The organism is Humidesulfovibrio idahonensis (genome assembly GCF_054657715.1).
This window is the reverse complement of the sequence record NZ_BAAHYE010000002.1, coordinates 534,789-551,489: the sequence shown is the minus strand read 5'-3', so window position 1 is coordinate 551,489 and position 16,701 is coordinate 534,789. Positions and strand designations below refer to the sequence as shown.

At 64.8% G+C, this 16,701-nt stretch carries 16 protein-coding genes; 9 read left to right on the top strand and 7 right to left on the bottom strand.

All coding sequences use genetic code 11. From position 1 onward, the window contains the following. Window positions 1-14: 14 nt before the first annotated feature. The 3 genes from fliD to ACYQ4W_RS02870 all read right to left on the bottom strand — a co-directional run bounded on the left by fliD (window position 15) and on the right by ACYQ4W_RS02870 (window position 3,989). Entirely contained in the window at window positions 15-1,742 is a 1,728-nt protein-coding gene (fliD, locus tag ACYQ4W_RS02880; protein ID WP_459852582.1) for a flagellar filament capping protein FliD, read from the bottom strand. 161 nt (window positions 1,743-1,903) lie between these two features. Next, a complete protein-coding gene (locus ACYQ4W_RS02875; RefSeq protein ID WP_459852580.1) occupies window positions 1,904-2,794 on the bottom strand; it encodes a flagellin N-terminal helical domain-containing protein in 891 nt (296 codons plus the stop codon). A gap of 223 nt (window positions 2,795-3,017) precedes the next feature. Continuing rightward, window positions 3,018-3,989: a zinc dependent phospholipase C family protein gene (locus ACYQ4W_RS02870; RefSeq protein WP_459852578.1), complete on the bottom strand. Its 972-nt coding sequence runs from the start codon at window positions 3,987-3,989 to the stop codon at window positions 3,018-3,020. A 123-nt stretch (window positions 3,990-4,112) separates the two neighbouring features. On the opposite strand from ACYQ4W_RS02870, the gene ACYQ4W_RS02865 reads away from it, so the two are divergent. From ACYQ4W_RS02865 to ACYQ4W_RS02850, 4 genes are all read left to right on the top strand, one after another. Then, window positions 4,113-4,631 carry a hypothetical protein gene (locus ACYQ4W_RS02865; protein WP_459852575.1) on the top strand — a complete coding sequence of 173 codons (519 nt, stop codon included), beginning with the start codon at window positions 4,113-4,115 and terminating at the stop codon, window positions 4,629-4,631. Window positions 4,632-4,662: 31 nt separating this feature from the next. Beyond that, the gene (thyX, locus tag ACYQ4W_RS02860) at window positions 4,663-5,418 is read left to right on the top strand and encodes an FAD-dependent thymidylate synthase (protein WP_459852573.1); all 756 of its coding nucleotides are present in this window, start codon (window positions 4,663-4,665) and stop codon (window positions 5,416-5,418) included. A 153-nt stretch (window positions 5,419-5,571) separates the two neighbouring features. Beyond that, window positions 5,572-6,432 carry a zinc metalloprotease HtpX gene (locus ACYQ4W_RS02855; protein ID WP_459852570.1) on the top strand — a complete coding sequence of 287 codons (861 nt, stop codon included), beginning with the start codon at window positions 5,572-5,574 and terminating at the stop codon, window positions 6,430-6,432. A gap of 12 nt (window positions 6,433-6,444) precedes the next feature. Next, on the top strand, window positions 6,445-7,965 hold the full coding sequence (locus tag ACYQ4W_RS02850) for a trypsin-like peptidase domain-containing protein (RefSeq protein WP_459852568.1): 1,521 nt from the start codon (window positions 6,445-6,447) through the stop codon (window positions 7,963-7,965). Window positions 7,966-8,068: 103 nt separating this feature from the next. On the opposite strand, the gene ACYQ4W_RS02845 is transcribed toward ACYQ4W_RS02850, so the two are convergent. The 4 genes from ACYQ4W_RS02845 to ACYQ4W_RS02830 are packed head-to-tail and all read right to left on the bottom strand — an operon-like array spanning window position 8,069 to window position 11,075. After that, on the bottom strand, window positions 8,069-9,007 hold the full coding sequence (locus ACYQ4W_RS02845; RefSeq protein ID WP_459852565.1) for an EF-hand domain-containing protein: 939 nt from the start codon (window positions 9,005-9,007) through the stop codon (window positions 8,069-8,071). A gap of 5 nt (window positions 9,008-9,012) precedes the next feature. After that, window positions 9,013-10,275, bottom strand: a complete 1,263-nt coding sequence (locus ACYQ4W_RS02840) for an EAL and HDOD domain-containing protein (protein WP_459852562.1) — start codon at window positions 10,273-10,275, stop codon at window positions 9,013-9,015. A gap of 49 nt (window positions 10,276-10,324) precedes the next feature. Next, entirely contained in the window at window positions 10,325-10,864 is a 540-nt protein-coding gene (locus ACYQ4W_RS02835) for a hypothetical protein (RefSeq protein WP_459852560.1), read from the bottom strand. Continuing rightward, complete coding sequence (locus ACYQ4W_RS02830; RefSeq protein WP_459852557.1) at window positions 10,857-11,075, bottom strand: DNA-binding protein; 219 nt, start codon at window positions 11,073-11,075, stop codon at window positions 10,857-10,859. The genes ACYQ4W_RS02835 and ACYQ4W_RS02830 overlap by 8 nt, the downstream gene beginning before the upstream one ends. A 288-nt stretch (window positions 11,076-11,363) precedes the next feature. On the opposite strand from ACYQ4W_RS02830, the gene ACYQ4W_RS02825 reads away from it, so the two are divergent. The 5 genes from ACYQ4W_RS02825 to ACYQ4W_RS02805 all read left to right on the top strand — a co-directional run bounded on the left by ACYQ4W_RS02825 (window position 11,364) and on the right by ACYQ4W_RS02805 (window position 16,584). Then, complete coding sequence (locus ACYQ4W_RS02825; RefSeq protein ID WP_459852554.1) at window positions 11,364-12,002, top strand: hypothetical protein; 639 nt, start codon at window positions 11,364-11,366, stop codon at window positions 12,000-12,002. After that, window positions 12,003-12,860: a flagellar motor stator protein MotA gene (gene motA, locus ACYQ4W_RS02820; RefSeq protein ID WP_459852552.1), complete on the top strand. Its 858-nt coding sequence runs from the start codon at window positions 12,003-12,005 to the stop codon at window positions 12,858-12,860. It abuts the gene before it with no gap. Between the two features lie 8 nt (window positions 12,861-12,868). Then, on the top strand, window positions 12,869-13,606 hold the full coding sequence (locus ACYQ4W_RS02815) for an OmpA/MotB family protein (protein ID WP_459852549.1): 738 nt from the start codon (window positions 12,869-12,871) through the stop codon (window positions 13,604-13,606). A gap of 186 nt (window positions 13,607-13,792) precedes the next feature. Continuing rightward, window positions 13,793-15,358, top strand: a complete 1,566-nt coding sequence (locus tag ACYQ4W_RS02810) for a hypothetical protein (RefSeq protein ID WP_459852546.1) — start codon at window positions 13,793-13,795, stop codon at window positions 15,356-15,358. Between the two features lie 746 nt (window positions 15,359-16,104). After that, window positions 16,105-16,584 carry an NAD-dependent epimerase/dehydratase family protein gene (locus tag ACYQ4W_RS02805; protein ID WP_459852544.1) on the top strand — a complete coding sequence of 160 codons (480 nt, stop codon included), beginning with the start codon at window positions 16,105-16,107 and terminating at the stop codon, window positions 16,582-16,584. Window positions 16,585-16,701: the final 117 nt, after the last annotated feature.

Below are 16,701 nucleotides of genomic sequence, written 5' to 3'. Positions count from 1 at the left end.
CCTCTTTCCCCGGCTCAACTGCTGCTGCTCGAGGACAGCTTTGAAATGGTGCTTGTGAGCTGGGACTGGGTGTTGGTCAGCTTGTTCAGCAGCGAATCCAGACGGGCGTACTGCGCCTGAAGCCTTGTCTTCATTGTGGCCAGCCGCTTCTTTTCCCGGGTTATCTTGTCGTCGATGTCCGTCATGATGTCGCCGTAATTATCTTCCAAAATGCTCAAGGGGCCATCGGTGGTGCTGGTCAAATCCGCCAGGGTGTCCACCATCTCGCCGGCCTTGCCCTGCTTCAGGCTCACCGTGCCGGTGTAGGTCGAATTGGCGTTGTGGTTGTCGAGGGTGACGACCAAACCAGCTGCGTCGCCGGTCAAGCCGGTGACCTTCCAGCCGTCGATGCCCGCCTTGACGCCGTTGATGGTGGCGCTTGAGATGCCCGTGGCGCTGGTGATGATCTTTACATCATAGTTGCCGGGCTTTGTGGTGCCGTTGATGCGGCCGGTGTATGAGAAATCCTTGGAGTCCGTCTCTCCCGCGTAGTTGGCGGAAAACAACGAGGCGACCCCGTCCGGATCCTTTTCCAGCGCGGCATCCAGCGTCTCATCATCAATCAATAATCGCCCGTATGTGCTTGATGCCTCGTTGGCGTCCGTGCTGATGCCGAGCTGAGACAAGGCGGAAAAATAATCCCCGCTTTTGGTCGTGGAGTTGTAGGCCGTAAAGCCGAGCCCCATGTCGGTGAGGACGTCCTGAAGCTTGCTCTGGATGATCTGCACGCCATAGTTGCCGGTCAAAAGCGATCCGGTGGCCGTGCCGGAGCTGTTGCTCACCTTTGTCAGGGCCTGCAACGTGGCCGTCACCAGGTTCATGTTGGAGACGAAGGCCTTGATGTTCGCCTTGATGGTCGCGATGTCCGTGGTGATGCCGATGTCTATCGAGGCGTTCGAGTTGGCGGTCTTGGCGGTCAGGGTCACGCCGGGAATCACGTCGCTGATGGTGTTCGAGTCTCGGGAAATCCACTGCCCGCTGCCGCCTGGGTAGCCGTCGACCTTGATGAGCGCGCTCTGCGCGTTTTGTGTGTTGTCAAAGGTGCCCGCCCCAAAAACCAGCGACCCCGTATTGGAGATGACGACCTGGTTCCCCGCGCCCGGGTCCATGCCATACAGTTGCAGGTGGTACGACGTGCCGTCGTTGATGGTTGTGGCGCGGACCTTGGAGTTGGTTGTGGCATTGTTGTTGATGTAGTTCACCAGACCGGTCAACGTTGTTCCGGCGCTGATGTTGCTGATGTAATACGTCTGCCCGGCATAGCTGAAGGAAATGCTGGTGTTCGAGGCCGTGACGGCGCTTGTGAGCGAGCTGACGCCTGTCGAGGTGGTCAGAATATCGTTCTTGGCCAGCTGCCCAACGATGATGGAGTGCGAGGTCGTGAGGGCGTCGGCGTCGGCCGTGGCCGTCAGTGCGGAACTGTTCGAGGTGCTGACGGTCTTGGAAAGAAATTCATTGACCGTGTCCATCTTTTGCAGCGTGGTCTTGAGGGAAAGCAGCTTATTGTTCAGATACTGAAAGCCGGTGACCTTGGCCTGCCAGGTCGCCTTCCAGTTCTGCATGGTGGTCAGGTTCGTGCTTTCGGCCGTAATCAGGCCGCTGATGAGCGAATTGAAGTCCGTTCCGTTGCCAAGACCGCTGACGTTGATGCTGCCAGAGGTAAAGGATGTGGATGCGGATGTCGTGCTGGTGGATGTCGTCACGGGCTACCCCCCTCAACGGGAAAAACGTGCCGGATACAAATATTCCACCATGATTGTGCAAACCTAGTGCCAGAATGAAACGGGCCGCCTTGCGGCGGCCCGTGTGTTCCTTCGTTTCCCTTTCCGGCGGTGTTTTCCCGCCTTTCCTACCAGGCTGGCCGTTAGCCCTGGATCAGGTTCAGGGCGAGCTTGCCGAGGCTGTTGGCCTGGGAGAGCATGGCCACTGCGGCCTGGGTCTTCACCTGCTCACGGGTGAACTGGGTCATTTCCGTGGCCACGTCGACGTCGGAGATCTGGGACTCGGAGGCCGCCGTGTTCTCGGACTGGATGGACAGGTTGGTGATGGTGTTCTCCAGACGGTTCTGGAGAGCGCCAAGGGCGGCGCGGATCTTGTCCTTGGACACGATGGCCTTGTTCAGCGAATCAAGAGCCTTCTGCGCCAGCTCCTGGGTGGAGATGGACTTGCCGTTGGTGGTCTTGGCGCCCATGCCGACGCCCAGGGCGGAGGCGGTGGCGGTGTTGATCTGCACGTAGTAGTAGTCTTCCGCCGAGTCGTTGCCGGTGCCGAAGTGGACCTTCAGCTTGCCGGTGCTGTTCATGGCGGCGCCGTTGTGCGTGGCGGAGGAGAGGTTGCCGTTCAGCAGGTGGATGCCGTTGAAGTCCGTGCTGCTGGCGATACGGGTGATTTCCGAAGCCATGGCCTGGTATTCGGAGTCGATGATGAGGCGCTGGTCGGACGAGTAGGTGCCCGTGGACGCCTGCATGGCCAGTTCCTTCATGCGGATGAGCTTTTCGTCGATGACGCCCAGGGCTCCGTCGGCCGTCTGGATCATGGAGATGGCGTCATTGGCGTTGCGCACACCCTGGTTCAACGAGGAGACTTCCGCGCGCATGATTTCGCGGACGGCCAAGCCGGCAGCGTCGTCGGCCGCGGTGTTGATGCGCAGACCGGAAGACAGACGGTTGGTCGAGGTGGACAGCGCACTGTACGAAGCGGAAAGGTTGCGGGAAGCAGTGGCGGCCATCATGTTGTGGTTGATAGTGAGCGACATAACATTTTCCTCCGTGAAAGTTTTTTGGCGTCCTTGCCATTCGGTGGTCCTCATCCTGGCGACATCGCCTGCGGGGCCAATCCGATTGTTTTTACGCTCACCTCATCGGCCTGCTGTGGGATTTCTTTAGGAGGCTTTGCGGTTTTTTTTGCCCCAGCGCGAAAAAGCCCGCCAAACGCGGGAAAGCGCGTGGGCTCGAAGCTTCGAAGAGGAAGGGGGAAGGCTAGTCGGCGGGAAGAAGACGCGAGGCGAAATAGCGGGCCTGGGTCACGGGCACGCCGGGCAGGCCCATGTCGAGGGAGGGCCCCACGCCCTCGTCCTTGAGCGCGCCGGCGGCCGCCAGGGGCCTGGCCTGGGCAGCGCAAAACTTTGCCGTGCGCCGGGCGGCCAGCTCCATAAGCTCGGCCAGGGTGCCGTAATACTTGTCGCCAGAGACCGGGTTGCGATAACTCAGCCGCCCCTCCACCGCGCCCTTCTGCTCGTAAAGCTGCGGGGCATAGAACAGGGCCGCTATCTCGCGCAGGCTTCCCGGCATGAAGGGGGAAAAGTCGCGCAGAAGCCCGGCCAGCACAGGCATGCGGCAAAGGCCCTGCATGGTGCAGTAGGTCTCAAAGGCGTCGCCTGCCGCCTTCTGCGCGGTATCAACGCCGCACCCGGCCAGCCGGGCCAGGCTCTCCGGCGGGCAGGCCAGGGCGAGAGGGCCTTCCAGCCCGTTCAGCAACGCGCGCAGCGACATGTCGCGCACTTCCTCCGGTCCGCCCACGGCCAGCATGTCGAGCAGGCACTCCAGCGCCCGGTGGCGGCGCACGGCCCCGGTGCGGCGCTTCTCGTCCGTGTCGTAGTAGTTGCCGGTCAGGTGGTAGATGAGCGGATGCAGGGTGGCGTCGGCAAAGATGTGCGAGGCCAGGCCCACAAAGAACGCCGTGGGCAGGGGCTCGGTTCTGCGCGCGTGCAGGTGCGCGGCCTGCAGCCGCAAAAGGTCGAAGCTGTCCTCGCCGTGGGAGCCGTGCAGACGGTGCGGCAGGGCCTTCATGCCCTCGGCGTGGTCGCCCCGCAGATAGAAAAGGGCGTCGTGGTACACCGCGCCCAGACGCAGGCCGTTCGGACAGCGGGCCAGCGCCGGGCCGAAGGGGCCGTCGGACAAAAGATCCGCGGCGCGCGCCGCCACCATCCAGTGCACGATTTCCTTCGGCATGGCCCCCTCTCCTGCTCGCGGCCGCGCGCGGGGAAGCCCCCTTGCTCACAGCCTGCCCCTGCGCTATATCCTGCCTGTTCGCGGGCGGCAACAACGCTCATGCGGCGCGAACGCGGAGGACGTGTGACAGAATTCATCCGCCGGGAATTCCACGTGAACGACCCGGACAAGACCACCACGATCCAGCAGGACGTGCCGGCCCCGCGGCCCGGCGCCGCCGGCGACGTGCTGTACATCATCGGCCTTTCCGGCAGCGGCAAAAGCACTGTGGCCGGGCACCTGGCCAAGGAGCTGCAGCGCGCGGCCCATGAGCTGCCCCTGGACGGCGCGGACGCCGCCCTGGACGCGATCCTTTCCGGCGGTCCGGCGGTCGTTGCCGTGCCGCACAAGCTGCTTGCGGGAGAGGCCTTCCGCCAGCGCCTCCAGTCCACGGGCCGCGTGCTCTACCTCATGGCCGGCGTGGAGCGCATCGCCGCCAGACAGGCCAAGACGCCAGAGGAAGACGCGGCCCTGCGCGAGCGCCTTGGCCGCCAGCGCACGGCATTCGAGCCCTATTTCATGCAGACCCTGCACCTGCTCGCCCCGGCCGACGGCCCCCTGGCCGAAGTGCTGGCGGATGTTCTGGAACGCGTGCGCATGTAGCGCGCCAGACGAACCAACCCCCGGAGCCCCCATGCCCGTCGCCCCTCTCAAGGTGGAACTGCTGGCCGCAACGCCAGAGGCCCTCTCCCTCATCTACGCCGCCTTCCGCCAGTGCTACCACGCGGGATTCGTGGCCGACATGTGGCCCAAGCTGCTCAGCGGCGAGGTGGACCGCGAAACCCAGGCCGACTTCGTGCGCAAGGTGATGGAGAGCGGACACGACAGCCCCATCGAGCACGCCAGCTTCACATTCGCCGTTTCGGGCATTTCACGCGCCTGCTCGCACCAGATCGTGCGCCACCGCATCGCGTCGTATTCGCAGCAAAGCCAGCGCTACGTCGACGGCTCGGACATGGACTACATCCTGCCTCCGGCCATCGCCAAAATTCCGGAGGCGCGCGAGCGCTTCGAAGCCTTCATGAAAGAGGTGGGCGGCGCCTACCGCGACCTCAAGGCCATTCTGGACGCCCACGGCCGCAAGGACAAATCCAAAGAGGACGCGCGCTTCGTGCTGCCCCAGGCGGCGGAGACCAAGATCGTCATCACCATGAACTGCCGCGCCCTGCTCCACTTCTTCCACCTGCGCTGCTGCATGCGCGCCCAGTGGGAAATCCGCGCCATGGCCGACGCTATGCTGGCCCTGTGCAAGGCCGAGCTGCCGGCCATCTTCGCCACGGCCGGGGCCAAGTGCGAGTCCCTGGGCTTCTGCCCCGAGAGCGAGCGCTTCGCCTGCGGGCGCTACCCCACGCGCGGCCAGCTGGCCGAGAAGGCGGCGGCCAAGGCCTAAGCCCCGGCATTGACGGAACGGCACAGGGGCCTGACGGAGCAATCCGGCCCGGAGCAGACGGAGCGCGCCTGCCGGGAGGCATTGACGGGACGGCCTGCGGTCCTTACCTTTGCGCCGTTCGGGTGCCTTGGGGAATTGCCAAAGAGGACCGCCATGACGAGCCAACTCAAAACCGCCTTTTTGCTGGCCCTGCTCACAGGGCTCATGCTGCTCATCGGCCAGGCCGCGGGAGGCCGCGCCGGGCTTTTCATCGCCCTCGTCCTTGCCCTGGTCATGAACTTCGTCAGCTACTGGTACTCGGACAAGATCGTGCTCTCCATGTACCAGGCGCAAGAGCTGAAGCAGACCGACGCGCCCTGGCTGCACGCCATGGTGGAGGAGCTGGCGCAGAGCGCGGGCATCCCCAAGCCGCGCATCTGCCTCATTCCGCAGGAATCGCCCAACGCCTTCGCCACGGGCCGCAACCCGGAAAACGCCGTGGTCGCCGTCACCCAGGGCATCATGCGCGCGCTGAGCCCAGAGGAGCTACGCGGCGTGCTGGCCCACGAGATCGGGCACATCACCAACCGCGACATCCTCATCCAGAGCATCGCCGCCGTTCTTGGCGCGGCCATCATGAGCATCGCCCACATGCTCCAGTGGGGAGCCATCTTCGGCATGGGCAGGCGCAACGACGAAGAAGGCGGCGGCGGAATCCTGGGCGCCCTGGCCCTGGCCGTCATCGCGCCCGTCGCGGCCATGCTCATCCAGATGGCCATCTCGCGCTCCCGCGAATTTCTGGCCGACGAAACCGGCGCGCGCATCTCCGGCCGTCCTCTCGACCTGGCGAACGCCCTGGGCCGGCTCGACGCGGCCTCGCGCCAGATTCCCCTTGAGGGCAGCCCCGTGGCCGAGAATCTCTTCATCGTGAACCCCTTTGCCGGGGCCGGCGTGGCCAATCTGTTCAGCACCCACCCGCCCATTGCGGAGCGCATAGCCCGCCTGCGCGAGCTGGCGCAGCAGCGGGGCCTGTAGGTGCGCCCGGCCATGCGCAGCGCAACCCGCCTGACGGCTGCCGCCGCCGTGCTGGCGCTGGCCGGAGGCCTGGCCCTGCTCCCGGCGGCTCCCACCCAGGCGGCGCACCCTGCCGCGCGTGATGTCTCGCGCCCGGCCACGCGTCAAGTCCAGCCCGCGGGCGACCAGGACCCGCGCCGCACCCCGGTGGTGCGCGTGGTGCAGGAGGCCGGACCGGCCGTGGTCAGCATCATCAGCGCGCGCGAGGGCGCCCCGAATCCTTTCTCGCACCTGCTGGCGCCGCCCAGCCTGCCCCAGGCCACGAACAAGCTGACGGACACGCTCTCGGACAAGCCGACGAACAATCCGGCAGACAATCCGGCCCACACTCCGCCGGGCAAGCCCGACGCCCAGAACAACAAGAACGCGCCCAAGACCTTCAGCCGCAACCTCGGCTCCGGCGTCATCATCGACGGCGCCAAGGCTTACGTGCTCACCAATGCCCACGTCATCACCGGCGCCACGCAGATCATAGCCCGCCTGCAGGACGGCCGGGTGTACAAGGCCTCGCTCCTCGGCGCGGACCAGGACATGGACCTGGCCGTGCTGCGCCTGGACCTGCCCAAAGGCGCGGAGCCCCTGCCCCAGGCGCGCATGGGCGATTCCAGCGACCTCATGATCGGCGAGCCGGTCATCGCCATCGGCAATCCCTTCGGCCTCACGCACACGGTCACCACCGGCGTGGTTTCGGCCCTGGACCGCTCCGTGAACACAGGCCAGCACAACATCACCGGCCTCATCCAGACCGACGCGGCCATCAACCCCGGCAATTCCGGCGGGCCGCTATTGAACATCCTGGGCCAGGTGGTGGGCATCAACGCCGCGGTTTACGCGCGCGGCGGCGGCCTGGGCTTCGCCATTCCCATCAACAAGGCCAAACGCGTGCTCGACGAGCTCATCACCACGGGCCGCGTGGCGCACATTTGGCTGGGCCTGCTGGGCGAGAACATGACCCCGGACCAGATGGCGCAGTACGGGCTCACGCGGCCCGGCGGCATGGTCGTCTCCTCCGTGTTCCCCGGCACCCCGGCAGAGGCCGCGGGCATACGGCCCGGCGACGCGCTGCTGGCCATCGGCGGGCAGAAGGTGCAGGACAAGGCGCAGTTTTTGGGCATTCTGATGGGCTACACGCGGGGCGACAACATGGCCCTGCTCCTGAGCCGCGGCGCGGAGAACTACCAGGCCGTCATGCGTCCCCAGGTGCTGGACCGCGAGGCTGGCCTGGGGCTCATCAAATGGCGCTGGGGCTTCAGCCCGGCCGCCCACGGCGCGGACGCCAAAACTCCGGGCGTGGCCGTGGCAGAGGTGCGCGCCAGCGGCCCGGCGGCGTCGTTGGGCCTCAAGCCCGGCGACCGCATCATCCAGGTGGGCAGCATGCGCACCAACAGCGAGGCCGACCTGCTCACCGCCTTCTACCGCTACCAGCTGCACAACCTGCTCATCGTCAGCGTGCAGCGCGGCGGCCAGGCCTACACCGTGCGCATGAAGATCTGACCCGGTTCCGTCTCCTTCTTTTGCGCCAGCGCACAACAAAAAAGCCCGGCGGCTCCTTGTGAGGAACCGCCGGGCTTCCGCGTCGTGGGATATTGTTGCCGGGCTAGGTTTCCGGCGTGGCCTTGGCGGGCACTTCCGGGGCGATGGGCGTGAGCGGCAGGTCCGGCTGCTTTTTGGTCGTGGGCACGGCGGACGGCGCGGACCCGGCCGGAGAGGCGGGCGCGGCGGCCGGGGGCGGCGTGGCCGGGGCGGTCAGTTCCGGTCCGGACGAGCTGACGGTCCCCTCGGCCTCTCTGCGGGCCTTGGCTTCCTCGATCTTGCGCAGGCGGCGCTCCTTGGCTTCGGCCTTGCGCTCCTCGCGGCGCTCCAGCAGCTTCACCTTGGCGATGCGCGCTTCCTCGCGCGAGATGACGCCGTCGTGGTTCAGGTCCATATCGCGGAACTTGTTCTCGCGGCGTTCCAGATATTCCTTCTGGCTCACGCGTCCGTCCTGATTTTTATCAAAGGTGGAAAGATACGGCTTGGGCGGACGGTCGGTCTTCTTGCGGCGCTTCACCGGCTTGCCCTCGGCCAGGCGCTTGGCGTCGCGCTTGGCCTGCTTCTCCAGCATCTTGGCCTTGGCCGCCTTGGCCTCCTGCGGGGAGACGATTCCATCGTGGTTGGTGTCCGCCTTGGCGAAGCGCTTCTTGGAGCCGGCGAGGAACTCCTCGTGGCTGATGCGGCCGTCGTGGTTCTTGTCCAGGCTGCGCAGATAGGGCTTGCCGTCGTTCTTCACCGCCGGCCCGCGCGAGGCCTTGGGCGCGGTCTTCTTCGGGCCGGCGCTCTGCCCGGCGGCCGGGGCGGACTTTTTGGCGGGCGCGGCCTTGGCCGCCTGTGCCTGCTTCGTCGGCGCGGGCTGGACTTTCTTGGCTTTGTGGCGGGGGCCTTCGCTCTCGTGGGGCGGGGCGTCCTGGGCGGCGGCGGGCCGCGCGGGCAGCAGGCCCAGCGGCAGCACGAACAGGGTCAGCAGCAGGCAGGGGGCGAAACGTCGAAAAAGCATCATGGTCCTCACTTCATGCGCAGCAGGGTCTGTGTCCACGTGATGGCCTCGGCGTAACTCGTGGCCGAGGCCTCCTGGTCCAATTCGCGGTTGTTCAAAAAGTCGAAAACGTCCTCCCAGTTGCCGATCTCGATGTCCTCCACGAGGGAGAGCCAGGACCAGTACGGCGAGGGCTTGGACAAGAGCGCGTCCTCCACGTCCTTGTCCAGGGCGATGTTCTGCAGCAGCTTGTCCATGGGCTGGGAGAGCAGCACATCCAGCTTGGAGAAAAGGCCCAGCATGAACAGGGTTTCGCTGGGGAACGCGCGGTTCTTGTACAGCTTGCCCATGCTCTCCAGGTAGCGGGCGCGCTGCAGCGAGACGTACGCGGCCTCCTGCACCTTGGCGGTGGAGTCGAAGTCGGAGATGATGACCGCGAGGAACCACTGCTTGATCTGCTGCTTGCCAAGCAGGGTGAGCGCCTGCTGGATGGACTGGATTTTTGCCCGCAGCGAAAACGCGGCGGAATTGATGAAATTGAGCAGGCGGTAGCTCACGCTGGGGTCGGAGGAGATGATGGTGGTCAGAGCGCGCACGTCGAAATCGTCGCCGGAAAGGGCGCGCAAAAGGCGCATCTTGGCCAGCACGGGCGTGGGCACCTTGCTGCCGGTCATGGTCTCCGGCCGGGAAAAGAAAAAGCCCTGGAACAGCGTGAAGCCCAAAATCTTGGCGAGCTCGTACGTCTCGCGGTCCTCGACCTTTTCCGCCAGCAGGCGGCAGCCGTAGCGGCGCAGGTCGGTGCTCACCTCGCGCAGGCGCTCTTGCGACATGCCGAGCAGGTCCACCTTGACGATGTCCGCCAGGCGGATGACTTCCTCGTAGCCGGGCTGGCCCACGTAGTCGTCCAGAGCCAGGGTGTAGCCGCGTTTCTTGATGTTCGTCAGCGCGGTGATCATCTCCAGGGTGGGGGTGATCGTCTCCAGCACCTCCACCACGCAGATTTCGCGCGGCAGGGCGTAGACCGTGTCGTCCAAGAGCAGGCGCTGGGGGAAATTGATGAAGGCCTTTTTGCTTTTGTCCATGCCGGAAAAAGCCAGGGCGAAGCCGTCCGCGATGACGGATGCCGTGGCCAGATCGTCTTCGGCCACATCGGCGGTCTTGGCCTGGGCGCTGCTGCGGAAAAGCAATTCGTAGGCCCAAATCATCTCATGGGCGTCAAAAATGGGCTGCCTGGCCACGAAGATGGCTTTGCAGGCCTGACCGTCCTGATCTGGCTGCGCGGAATCGCTCATGGAATCAGTATCGCCGTTTTTTTTGCGCTATGCAACCGGTGGAGAAGAATTACTTCTCTCCCTCCGGCGCAGGGGCCGGAGCTGCCGTGGCGTTCTGCTGGTCGCGCCCGCTCATGACTTTGTACTCTTCTTCAAGAATCTTGGGGATGGGCCGACTCCAGAAGGTTTCCTGCTGCTGCTCCTTGGCGTCCTGGTGCGTCTTGGGCGGGCAGACCTTTATGGCCCGGCTGGTGGGGCAGTCCGGCGAGGAGAAGTGTGCGGTCATGCACTTGCCCGCGGAATCCATGGTGTAGGGCACAACGCGCCGCGTGGCGCGCCAGGTGCGGTCCTGAATGATGACCTGGCCGTCGGACATGACCGCGCAGAGCAGCTCGGAAGGCTTGGACGCGTAAAAAACGCTGATGACGTACACGTTCTCGTCGACCTTGCCCGAGTAGTTGAACTCGTTGAGCTTCTTGCACAGCATGCGGCTCATGATCTGCTTGCACAAGGAGAGGTTCATGCTGTCGTCAGCCTGGGCCGCGGCGGGCAGGGCCAAAAGCAGCGCAAGGACGAGGCAAATAACGGGAACGCGCAGGTGGTCAGACATTGCGTTTATCCGGGGTAAGAAAGGTTTGGAAGCCCTCGGGGCTGTCGGTTTCGCACTGGGCCTTGCATCCGGCGCACTGGAAGCTGCCCGGCTTGAAGTACCACTGGGCCCGGCCAGGGTTTTCGCATTGGAAATAGGCATAGACCGAAGCCGACACCGTTCCGGTGTAGCGCCGGTAGCCCTGCTGCCGAACAAACTCAAGAAAGCGCATCCGTTGCCCCCAATTTCTGTGCGCACTCTAGCCTCATTGCTGAAAATTGCAAAGCCTGCAAAATCGACTGCACCAAAGAAACCGGCGGAGCGGGACAGAAGGGGCAGGAGAAACAGGTGGGGCTCCAGGCGCCATTTCCCAGACCTCTGCGGGGCCCCTTTCCCAAACGCGCCAAGAACCGCAAGCCACCCTTCATGGGGCGACGCGCAGCCGCTGCTTCTTGATATTTCCGATGACTCGTGACATCTTTTATCACATTCGACGATAACGCTGGCGATGGAGGCCCAGGTGGAGCAGCAAGGAACAGTGGAAGACCGGAAATGCGTGCGCGTCGCCGTGCCGCAGGCCCTGTTTCTGGAAGGCGCCCTCTGGGTGCGGCCGGAACATGTGCCCACGCGCCTGCACCTGCTGGAGCTCGGCCAGGCGGACCTGCGCTTCGCGCGCGAGTCCTCGGCCCTGCGCATAGAGGACCTCTCGGCCAACGGCATGCGCATCACCCTGACCGAACCGGCGGCGAGCCTCGGCCCGGCGCTGCACCTGCTCACCTCCGGCCCTTGCCTTGTTTTCCTGTACCTCAAGCTCTCGCAGCCTCTTTCCGCCGTGGAGGACAGACCCCTGTCCCTGCTGCTCGGCATGGCGCCCATAGCCCTGCGCCAGCAGGAAGACGGCACCCTCGCGGCATCCTTGAATATTCTGTACCGTGGCCAACCCGACCGCGACGACAAGAGCCTGACCTTCTTCTACGTGGCCCGGTATCCCATCCGCGAACTGGCGGCCTGGTGCGACGAGGTGACGCTCATGGACCGGCTGCCGCAGCGGCCCGTGGCGCGCGGACTGCGCATGGACCGCTTTCTGCTCGAGCTCGACACCGCGCTGGCCCACGCCGAGCCGCAGGGCCCCCCCCAGAACAAAGACCAGGAAGGCTAGATGTTCACCATAATCGGCTTCATCATCGTCATCGGGGCGATCATCGGCGGCTTCGCCGTGGAGAACGGCCCCTTGCAGGTCCTCTTCCAGCCCGCGGAGTTCTTCATCATCTTCGGGTCGGTGCTGGGCGCGTTCTTCATCGGGTCCTCGCGCACCATGTTCGTCCGGGTCTTCAAAAGCGTGGGGCTCATTTTCTCCATGCGCCACAACAGCCGCCAGAGCTACCTGGAGCTGCTGGGGCTGTTGAACATCCTGTTCGGCAAAATGCGCCGCGAAGGCATGGCGAGCATTGAGCGCGACGTGGAGCACCCGGACGAGAGCAATGTTTTCTCGAACTATCCGCTGGTGACCAAGGACCGCGCCGTGGTGCTGTTCATCTGCGACACCCTGCGGGTGTTTTTGACCACCGGCGACCAGGGCGAGATCGAGAAGCTCATGAAGCTCGACATGGAAGCCATGCGCGACCAGGCCGAGGGCACCTCGAGCATGATCTCCAAAATGGCCGAGTCGCTGCCGGGCCTGGGCATCGTGGCCGCTGTCCTCGGCGTCATTCTGACCATGGGCCAGATAAGCCAGCCGCCGGAGATTCTGGGCCGCAGCATCGGCGCCGCCCTGGTGGGCACCTTCCTCGGCGTGCTGTCCTGCTACGGCTTCATAGGCCCCATGGCCATTAAGCTGGAGAACCTGGCCCAGGAGCGCGACATGTACTTCAACGTCATCCGCGCGGCCATAAGCGCCGCGGTCTCCGGCTCCAGCCCCATCATGGCGGCGGAATACGGCCGGCGCGCCATTCCGGAGGACGTGCGCCCCACGTTCTTTGAAATGGAGGAATGGCTCAAGAGCGGCGTGAGGCGCTAGGAGCGGGCATGGCGCGCAACAAGGGACACAGCGGCGGATCGTGGAAGGTGGCCTACGCCGACTTCGTCACGGCCATGATGGCCTTCTTTCTGCTCATGTGGATTTTGAACATGGTGCCGCCGGAGACCAAGCAGGTGCTCTCCACCTACTTTCAGCCCGTTGCCGATGTGAAGGGCTCCGGCGGGCCGCAGGTGCTGGACGCCGTGAGCAACGCCATGGTGCCCCAGGCACGCGGCATACCCAACCCCGACGCCGCCACGGAACAGTCCCAGCGCTTCGTCATCGCCTCGCGCCTCAAGCGCATCATCATGGACGACAAGAAGCTCATGGACGCCAGCGGCCTGTCTTCCGACGAGACCGGCGTGCTGTTGCGCGTCAACAGCGACGTCATGTTCCACCCAGGCTCCGCGCAGCTCACGCCGGAGGCCAAGCGCGTGCTGGCCGGCGTGCTCGATGTGCTCAAGGAGTACAACATGCATCTGCTGGTGCGCGGCCACGCGGCGGAAAAAGAGAACGCGGGCGGACCGTACGAGACCGCCTGGGAGCTCTCCGGCGCGCGCGCCGCAAACGCCGCCAGCCACGTGCTGGAAAGCGGCGAAATCATCCCCACCAGGGTGCGCGCCATTTCCTACGGCGCAACCCGTCCGCTCCGTCCCGACACCTCGAACGCCAACCGCCTGTCCAACGGCCGCGTGGAGTTCTACTTCCACCGTCCCGACGCGCTGAATTTCGGCTCCGGGCTCTAGCCAGACGGTACCCGCAGCGCGCAAACGCGGCCGCAAGACCGCCCTCTCCCGGTCCGGCACGTCATGCCGCTTGATTTTTTCAGCAAACAGGCCGAAGGGATAAAGAGTCTTGCAACGTAGGAACTACGCACAGCCAGTCCAAGACGCGCTTCCCCCAAAGCCGCGAGAGAAACGCCAGGAGCACACGTGGACGAAACCGCAGCAGCAACCGCAAGCCCTCCCCCTTCCGCCGGGAGCGCCGACAACCGGCCCCAGTGGCCCGCCAGGCTGGAGTCGTATCTTGGGGTGCTGCGCCCCCTGAAGGCGAAAAGTGCCCTGCGCGAGGTGCTGGAGCGCGAGCTGCTCCTCAGCTTTATCAGCGTCAACAGCGGGGGCATCAGCGAATATCCCCTGCTGGAAACCCAGCAGCAGAGCATCGTCAACCTGTTGTGCCGCCGCACCGACCATCCTGCGGACACGGTGCTGCGCAAGCTGGCAGGCAATTTCCCCGTGCTTTTGAACCGCCTGGACAAAGAGACCGGCAGCGGCGACGAAGCCGCGCGCGAGCAGACCACGATGCAGCTGCGCAACACCGAGTCGCTGCTGGTGAAAAGCGTGCAGGGCATGGTCTACGCCATGGGCCTCACCACGGACAATTTCGAGGAGCTCATCATGCGCCACTTCGGCGCGCCGGGACTGGCCCAGTTCGGCGAGCTCATCAAGACCCACGAGTTCGACCAGGGGTTCTGGAGCGAATTCGTGGAGCGCTTCATCGCCCAGCACGTGGCCGAGGGCTACGAACACCTCACCAGCGAGGGCAAGTTCCACCTCTCCAAAGACGGCCAGCAGGTGGTGGTGCGCTTTTTGTTCGACGATGTGCTGGCCACCCTGCACGACAGCCCCGGCCACATCGACCAGACCCGCGTGCAGACGGCCTTTGCCGAGGCCAGCGCCGACACGCCCGAGCGGCTGGCCGTGCGCAAGGTGGTGCAGGCCTGCCTGCTCAAGGGCCTGGGTTTCCTTCCCGGCGACCTGCTCCTGGAGCACTTGGAAAGCGCCGCGTTCATCGTGTGCATGGACCCGGTGGCCGCAAGCCTGTTCGCGGCCATGCAGGCCCGCGCAGCAGGCGGCCAGGCCCCGGATGAGCACGCCCTGCCCTTTCTCATGGAGCAGGCCGTGGCCCTGGCCCTGGGCGCGGTGCGCGTGCTCAGCCAATCGCGCGAGCATTTTCTCTCCGCCCTGGCAACCCTGCGCTCCGACGAGCTGGAGGCCGTGCGCGCCCTGGCCCAGGGGCTGTCCATAGAGTCCCTGGAGCACGTGCTGTTCTACCTGCTGGAAAGCGCCTTTGTGGGCCTGCTGCGCGACAAGGCCCGCGAGGAAGGCGGCAAGGTGCTGGTCAAGACGGCCGCCCTGCGCCGCTGCCCCGTGCCCGCCGTGGACGCCCTGGCCTCGCGGGGGCTCACGCGCATCCGCAAAAGCCAGCTCTTCGCGGCCGACCCCACCCGCCAGGACATGCTGCTCTTCAAGACCCGCACCCCGCAGCAGCTGGCCTCGCTCATGCAAGTGCTGCAACTGGAGGAGCCGCTGCAGGCCCTCATCCGCGCCCTGTGGGACAAGGCGCCCTTCCGGCGCGACTTCCTCGTGGTCATCGACCTGGCGCAGGTGGCGCGCACCACGCAGAACGTCAAGGCCAAGCTCACCGAACTGCTTTTGAAGTTCGGCGCGCTGCAAGCTCCGCCGCCATCTGTTCCGGGCGCGCCCGAACAGGAATAAGACAAGCAAGGGGCGCCGCCCCTTGGACCCGGTCAAGAGAAGAAATGAAACACCCGGACTAAATGCTCAGGTCTCTCAAAATGCCATAGGTGAAAGTCCCTTTCTCTTGGACGCGATTCAAGGTTGGAATGGAGCATTTAGACCGGCAACTGGCACAGGAACGCAGACTGGCAGTTCCCGAGAACGGCGTACTTGAGCGGTTCATGCGTCTTCATCGGCGGCACCTGCCAGGTAAGCTGTCCGCTACGCTCCGCGCACCTCACCTCCACTTGCCGTTTCCCCCGCCTCGCAACGCGCCTGCTGCCGCCGGGCAACAGCCCGGATCGCGCTGCCATCCCTGCGCCTTAGGGCCTCGCCCGCAGCCAGAACGCCGTCCCTCAACGACGCGTTTCCACATTCCATTGCGAAGTGACCGCGACCCCAAGCCTCTGCAAGTCATGGGTACGCGCCTATTAACAGGTTATACCGTCTCCTGAGTGCCTCCTCGGCTCAGGACAGGATAGGGAGTCCCGTTGTCCAGCACAAACGCATAATCGGATCTTGTGAGGGTACCCATCAATGCAGTAAGCATCGCGGGTGCTACTCGCATCTTTCCGCCTTTCCTGCCATGACGGGCGCCTGCCGATACGCGCTTGCTGCTATTCTTGTTGATGTGTACGGTACCTCTCAATACGTTGGGGCTATCTTCAGCCCCGGAGGGCACTTGCGTCTTGGCGCATTGCCCGGCTAGCAACGGAGCGCGGCTGATGCACGTTTTCATCACCGGGGCCGGGGGCTTCATAGGGTTGGCCTTGACTCGTCATTTCAAGTCACTGGGCTGGCGGGTCAGCGGATCAAGCCATCACGAGGCGGGGCTCGCACAGCTGACCGGGTTGGTGGACTGCGCGGTTCGGCTGGATCTTTCCAGTACGCCGCCAACGGCCTTGTTTTTGGGCTGCGACGCCGTGGTCCACTGCGCCTACAACCCTGCTCCGGGCTCAGAGGAGCAAAACGTGCGGGGAACGTGCGGGCATTTTTCCGCAGCGGCGGCAGCAGGCGTGCCCTATCAACTCTTCATGAGCTCTCACTCGGCGCGCCCAGACGCGCCGGGAGAATGCGGCCGGACCAAATACCGTTTGGAGCAGGTGTTCCTGGCCGCCGGACACGCCGTCGTCCGGCCAGGGCTGGTCGTTGGGGAGGGCGGGCTCTACGCCAAGCAGCGCCGGCCATTCTGCGGCTCCCCCTGAACCTGCTTCCCGCAGCGGACACAGCCCCGGTGTTTTACGTGGCTCTAAACGATCTTTTGGCCTGTCTTGAACGACTTGTGGCCGACAATCTTCGCGGCAGCTACAACCTGTTCGTGG

Bases quoted from the DNA above. Each gene is read 5' to 3' on its own strand.
- ACYQ4W_RS02875 (WP_459852580.1), bottom strand. From the start codon at position 2,794: ATGTCGCTCACTATCAACCACAACATGATGGCCGCCACTGCTTCCCGC.
- ACYQ4W_RS02870 (WP_459852578.1), bottom strand. From the start codon at position 3,989: ATGCCGAAGGAAATCGTGCACTGGATGGTGGCGGCGCGCGCCGCGGAT.
- thyX (WP_459852573.1), top strand. From the start codon at position 4,663: ATGCCCGTCGCCCCTCTCAAGGTGGAACTGCTGGCCGCAACGCCAGAG.
- ACYQ4W_RS02855 (WP_459852570.1), top strand. From the start codon at position 5,572: ATGACGAGCCAACTCAAAACCGCCTTTTTGCTGGCCCTGCTCACAGGG.
- ACYQ4W_RS02850 (WP_459852568.1), top strand. From the start codon at position 6,445: ATGCGCAGCGCAACCCGCCTGACGGCTGCCGCCGCCGTGCTGGCGCTG.
- ACYQ4W_RS02845 (WP_459852565.1), bottom strand. From the start codon at position 9,007: ATGATGCTTTTTCGACGTTTCGCCCCCTGCCTGCTGCTGACCCTGTTC.
- ACYQ4W_RS02840 (WP_459852562.1), bottom strand. From the start codon at position 10,275: ATGAGCGATTCCGCGCAGCCAGATCAGGACGGTCAGGCCTGCAAAGCC.
- ACYQ4W_RS02835 (WP_459852560.1), bottom strand. From the start codon at position 10,864: ATGTCTGACCACCTGCGCGTTCCCGTTATTTGCCTCGTCCTTGCGCTG.
- ACYQ4W_RS02830 (WP_459852557.1), bottom strand. From the start codon at position 11,075: ATGCGCTTTCTTGAGTTTGTTCGGCAGCAGGGCTACCGGCGCTACACC.
- motA (WP_459852552.1), top strand. From the start codon at position 12,003: ATGTTCACCATAATCGGCTTCATCATCGTCATCGGGGCGATCATCGGC.
- ACYQ4W_RS02815 (WP_459852549.1), top strand. From the start codon at position 12,869: ATGGCGCGCAACAAGGGACACAGCGGCGGATCGTGGAAGGTGGCCTAC.
- ACYQ4W_RS02805 (WP_459852544.1), top strand. From the start codon at position 16,105: ATGCACGTTTTCATCACCGGGGCCGGGGGCTTCATAGGGTTGGCCTTG.